The sequence below is a fragment of the Bacteroides sp. AM07-18 genome (assembly GCF_003602695.1).
GTDB classification, from domain to species: Bacteria; Bacteroidota; Bacteroidia; order Bacteroidales; family Bacteroidaceae; genus Bacteroides; species Bacteroides uniformis.
Genome location: NZ_QTLM01000037.1, coordinates 1 through 4937, shown reverse-complemented (window position 1 = coordinate 4937; position 4937 = coordinate 1). Strand labels below are relative to the sequence as shown.

Below are 4937 nucleotides of genomic sequence, written 5' to 3'. Positions count from 1 at the left end.
TATTAGTTTGTAAATGTGTCTACCTATATCAGGATAAGACACATTGTAAATAAACAAACTACATCATCGGTCAGCAAGTTCTATCACCTCCAAATCTTTAAACGTTCCCCCATCAACCGCAAAGCGTACCATCGTACGCACCTTATGGAAACCTTGAATGCCCGCAGCGCCCGGATTGATGTGGAGTACATCCAACGTCTTGTCATACTTCACCTTCAGTATATGCGAGTGCCCGCTGATGAACAGCTTTGGGGGACGCACCAGAATGCTGCCCTTGATGGAAGGGTCGTAGTTGCCGGGATAACCGCCGATATGCTTCATCAGCACCTCCGCCCCATCCACCGTAAAACGGAGAATCTGCGGATAGAGCTGCCGTATCTCCTGCCCGTCAATATTGCCATACACGGCACGGAAGGGACGGAAAGCCGCCAGCTTCTGTGCCACTTCCAGCGAACCGATATCGCCGGCGTGCCATATCTCGTCACAGTCTTCAAAATATTGCAGGTACTTTTCATCCCAGTAGCCATGCGTATCCGATAATAAACCAACTTTTGTCATCTTTCCTTTGTTTATTAAAACAAAGGTAACTATATTTGGGAAGAATACAATGTGGTAATGTGCTAATATGCCACATTAACACCTTAACACCATGGACAACAGATATTTCAAACGTGACATCAGCTGGCTTTCCTTCAACTACCGCGTACTGCTGGAAGCGGAAGACGAGACATTGCCGCTATACGAACGCATCAACTTTATTTCTATATACTCTTCCAATCTGGAAGAATTCTACAAGATACGCGTAGCCGACCATAAGGCCATAGCCACCGGAGCCTCGCAAAGCGATGAAGAGACTATGCAGTCTGCCGCCGAACTGGTAGATGAAATCAACCAAGAAGTCAATCGCCAACTGGAGGAACGTATCCGCATCTACGAACAGAAGATACTGCCCGCCCTGCGGAAACATCACATCATATTCTATCAAAGCCGCAACGTAGAACCGTTTCACCGCGATTTTGTGCGCAGCTTCTTCCGCGAAGAGATATTCCCCTATCTGGCCCCGGTGCCCGTAAGCAAGGACAAGGTGATTTCATTCCTGCGCGACAACCGTCTCTATCTAGCCGTACGGCTTCATCTGAAAGGAGCTCCCGCCAGTTCTCCAAACCGCATCCAGTATTTCGTGATGAAACTGCCGTACAGCAAAGTGCCGCGCTTCATCCAGCTGCCCAAGGTGGGGAAAGACTATTATCTGATGTTCATTGAAGACATCATCAAGGCCAATCTGGATACCATCTTCCCCGGTTATGAAGTGGACAGCAGTTATTGCATCAAGATTTCACGCGATGCGGATATTCTGATAGACGATGCCGCCAATACCTCCGAAATCATCGAGCAGGTGAAGAAGAAGGTAAAGAAACGCAAGATAGGCGCCGTGTGCCGTTTTGTATACGACCGCGCCATGCCCCAGGACTTCCTCGACTTTCTGGTAGATGCCTACCGCATAGACCGCCGGGAGCTGGTGCCGGGAGACAAGCACCTCAACATGGAGGATTTGCGGCATCTGCCTAATCCCAACCAAAGCGTACGTCCCATCAAGAAACCCCAGCCCATGAAGCTGACCTGCCTGGACGAACGCGAATCCATCTTCCGCTATGTGGAGAAGAAGGACCTGCTGCTGCATTATCCCTACCACTCCTTCAACCACTTCATCCATTTTCTATATGAAGCCGTCCACGAACCCACCGTGCGTGAAATCATGGTGACCCAGTATCGCGTGGCAGAGAACTCCACCGTCATCAACACCCTAATAGCCGCCGCACAGAACGGAAAGAAAGTCACCGTCTTTGTGGAACTGAAAGCCCGCTTCGACGAAGAAAACAACCTCGCCACCGCCGAGATGATGAAAGCCGCCGGCATCAACATCATTTTCAGCATACCAGGACTAAAGGTACATGCCAAAGTAGCCCTCGTGCTACGCCGCGACAAGGAAGGGCGCAAACTGACAAGCTACGCCTACATCAGCACCGGCAACTTCAACGAAAAGACCGCCACCCTCTATGCGGACAGCGGACTATTCACCTGCAACCCGGTGATTGTAAACGACCTGCACAACTTGTTCCGTACTCTGCAGGGAAAGGAAAATCCAGTGTTCCACCGCCTGCTTGTGGCCCGCTTCAACCTGATTCCTGAACTGAACCGCCTCATCAATCACGAAATAGAACTGACCCGGCAAGGCAAGCAAGGACGGATTATCCTAAAAATGAATGCCCTGCAAGACCCCGCCATGATAGACCGCCTCTACGAAGCCTCGCAAGCCGGTGTAGAGATAGACCTCATTGTCCGCGGCATCTGCTGCCTCATCCCCGGGCAGGAGTACAGCCACAACATCCGCGTGACACGCATCGTGGATACCTTTCTGGAACATGCCCGTGTGTGGTACTTCGGCAACGGCGGCGCACCCAAGCTCTTCCTCGGCTCGCCGGACTGGATGCGGCGTAACTTGTACCGCCGTATCGAAGCCGTCACCCCCATTCTGGACCCGGACTTGAAGCAAGAGCTCATCGATATGCTATCCATACAACTGTCGGACAAACGGAAAGCCTGCTCTGTGGACGACCGGTTGCGAAACCGCTGGAAGTCGTCGCGACCGCAAAAGGAGAAGGTACGGTCGCAATATAGCTTTTACGAATACTTGAGAGAGAAAATATAAACAACTCTGCCCCAATATACCTCCGGCTCAACTGTCTTTTATAGGACACAGACGTACGGCAGTTCCTCCACTACGTGCTTGCCGAATGGTGAGGGTATCACTATAAGTCACTTCGCGCTCTTCTATAAGTATAGCAGCAGGACATGTCTCATAATCGGCCTCAGGAGCATCACGATAAATAGTAGCCAGATATCTTTTATCTGTATCGAGAAAAGACAGACTGATATTAGCCGTTCGTTCCTCATCTCCCGTGATACTGCCTATATACCAGCATCCCTCTCCTTTATCACAACGGGCAATAGTAACATAACTGCCAATGCATGCTTCCGGCACCACTGTTCTGCTCCAATCTGTAGGACAAGATACTATAAAATTAAAAGGTTCCGGATTAGCCTCGTAATTCTCTATTTCATCCGAAGCCATTTGTAACGGTGAATAGAGCACCACAAACAGCGCCAATTGTTTGGCCAGTGTGGTATGTACACGTGTCTGTGGCATTACATCGTTAACAAACCGAAACGTCACCGGTGTAAAGTCCATCGGGCCTGCCAACCCACGAGTGAAAGGCAATATTACGGTATGAGAGGGAGGATTTCCACCATCTACATCCCAAGCGTCCCATTCTTGTCCACGTACTCCCTCTTGTGTCATCAGATTAGGAAAAGTACGCTGCAAACCTGTAGGAATCACCGGTTCATGATTATCAATACAGATACGGTGACGGGCAGCAGCCTCTATTACCTTGCGATAATGAAGTACACCAAACTGACTGCTATGATATTCTTTCCCATCAAGCAAATCGCCCACATAACCCGTTTTTACTTGATGCACACCATATTTCTCATAGAACTTGAAACCATCTTCCATCTGATTTTCATAATTGGAAACATTACCGCCAGTTTCATGATGTCCTATCAAAGCTACTCCTTTGCTACGCCCATAATCAGTAATACGTTGTATATCAAAATCGGTATAAGGTTTTGTGAAACTAAACTTCCAAGTAGCCCAGTCTTCATTCCACCCTTCCACCAGTACACCTCCCAGGTTATTGGCAGCAGCAAAATCGATGTGACGCATTGTATTCTCTGTTGTGGCCCCATGATGGGGACCGGCATGCCAGGTGTTATGCTTCATGTGATAAGTCCACCAAATTCCAATATAGCGCATAGGTTGTATCCAGGAAGTATCGGTTATACGACAAGGTTCATTAAGATTTAACATGAGACGGGAAAGAAGCAAATCACCGGCAGATTCAGCCACTATCATTGTACGCCAAGGAGATACACGGGTATCGGTAACACGTACTTTCTCACCTGTACTCCAAGGTGTAAGAGCCGCACGTAATGTAACCGTTTTATTATCTTCAACTTGTTCAACCGGCTTCAAGTTCATGGCAGCATAATCTGTAAGATTTGCTTCATGAATAGCCAAATAAAGGCTATCTGTTGTCTCAATCGTCACCGGAGTGCTTACCCATCCCATCTTACTAAGAGTTTTTTTCTCAAATAAGGCCTCGTAAAAACGAACTCCTTTCACTGGAATACTCCAAGCATCATAATCTGCAGGAAAAACGAATTCAGTCACTTCGTCATCAATAAGAAACTCTTGTAGCTGTTGCTGGCGCGGGAACTCATACCGGAATCCCATCCCATCATCAAAAAGACGAAAAATAATATTCAGTTCCCGCTCCAACGATGTTTCTTCCTTGAGGCATACCCTCAATTCATTATAATGATTTACAATTTCAGCCTCTTCCCCCCATACTGGTTGCCACACATCATTATGCGAATCATGCTTAACCTCTTTTAGAACGAAACCAGTCAAAAGATCTGGCGCATCCTTCAAAACCAATCCCAGACGTGAAGGAAGTAAAATATTCTTCCCCGCATGTCTTAAACAATATCGGGGAGCACCTTCTTCATCAAGTGTAAACTCTAAAGAAAGTTTTCCATTTGGAGAGGTCAACTTGATATGTTCCTGCTGGCATGAAATCATCCATAGGCCTAAACATAAAGCAAGTATAATCTGTAGCGTTTTTTTTAGTTTCATAGTCATTACCGAATTTAATTTTATATATCCAATTCTTATTTTATAAGTCTACTGACAAACAGTCCCTTTCCTTCCTCAGCCGGAATAACACAGAAGTTTACGAAACCACAGACAGACTCCGGTTCAAGCAACGTGGCCACTACTGTCCCGTAAAAGTGGATAAATAGTTCTTTGAAAT

Annotated in this window: 3 protein-coding genes; 1 reads left to right on the top strand and 2 read right to left on the bottom strand. The window is 47.3% G+C overall.

Annotated elements, in window-relative coordinates; all coding sequences use genetic code 11:
* Positions 1–63 precede the first annotated feature (63 nt).
* Positions 64–558: a metallophosphoesterase gene (locus DW096_RS19085; protein ID WP_044467334.1), complete on the bottom strand. Its 495-nt coding sequence runs from the start codon at positions 556–558 to the stop codon at positions 64–66.
* A gap of 91 nt (positions 559–649) precedes the next feature.
* On the opposite strand from DW096_RS19085, the gene DW096_RS19080 reads away from it, so the two are divergent.
* Positions 650–2710 carry an RNA degradosome polyphosphate kinase gene (locus DW096_RS19080; RefSeq protein ID WP_120028862.1) on the top strand — a complete coding sequence of 687 codons (2061 nt, stop codon included), beginning with the start codon at positions 650–652 and terminating at the stop codon, positions 2708–2710.
* Between the two features lie 27 nt (positions 2711–2737).
* Here the strand turns inward: DW096_RS19080 and DW096_RS19075 are convergent, their stop codons facing one another.
* On the bottom strand, positions 2738–4765 hold the full coding sequence (locus tag DW096_RS19075) for a glycoside hydrolase family 97 protein (protein ID WP_081027257.1): 2028 nt from the start codon (positions 4763–4765) through the stop codon (positions 2738–2740).
* Positions 4766–4937 lie beyond the last annotated feature (172 nt).